This is a genomic window from Pseudomonas protegens (genome assembly GCF_003732485.1).
Lineage (GTDB): Bacteria > Pseudomonadota > Gammaproteobacteria > Pseudomonadales > Pseudomonadaceae > Aquipseudomonas > Aquipseudomonas protegens_B.
Genome location: NZ_MOAK01000036.1, coordinates 443,484 through 443,972, shown reverse-complemented (window position 1 = coordinate 443,972; position 489 = coordinate 443,484). Strand labels below are relative to the sequence as shown.

The 489-nt window shown below is 66.3% G+C and carries 1 protein-coding gene; it reads left to right on the top strand.

Going from position 1 to position 489, the window contains the following annotated elements; translation table 11 throughout:
- The coding region (locus tag BLX41_RS34855; RefSeq protein ID WP_259744597.1) for a TonB-dependent siderophore receptor at positions 1–489 on the top strand (489 nt) is incomplete at both ends.

Here is a 489-nt window from a genome sequence, read left to right as displayed (position 1 = left end):
AGATGGATGATCAGGGCCTGACCGACCTCAAGGCCGCCGCCAACCAGACCACCGGCTTGGTGGGGGTGCAAGGGGTGGGCAAGGGCATGATCCTCTCCTCCCGCGGTTTCCAGATCGACGATTGGCAATACGATGGCGTGCCGATCCCGCGCAACACCTATTCCCTGGGCAACTGGGCGACCCAGGACCTGATCTTCTTCGACCGCCTGGAAGTGCTGCGCGGTGCCTCGGGGCTGCTGCAGGGCACCGGCAGCCCGGGGGGCGCGATCAACCTGGTGCGCAAGCGCGGTCAGAACACTCCGACCGTGACCCTGACCGGCAAGGCCGGCTCGTGGGACCACTATGGCCTGCAACTGGACGCCGGCGGCCCGCTGAATGCCGCCGGTACGGTACGCGGGCGCGTGGTGGCCGACGAGGACCAGAGCGATTCGTTCATCGACAAGCAATGGAGCAAGACCCACTCGCTGTACGGGTCCCTGGACTTCGATC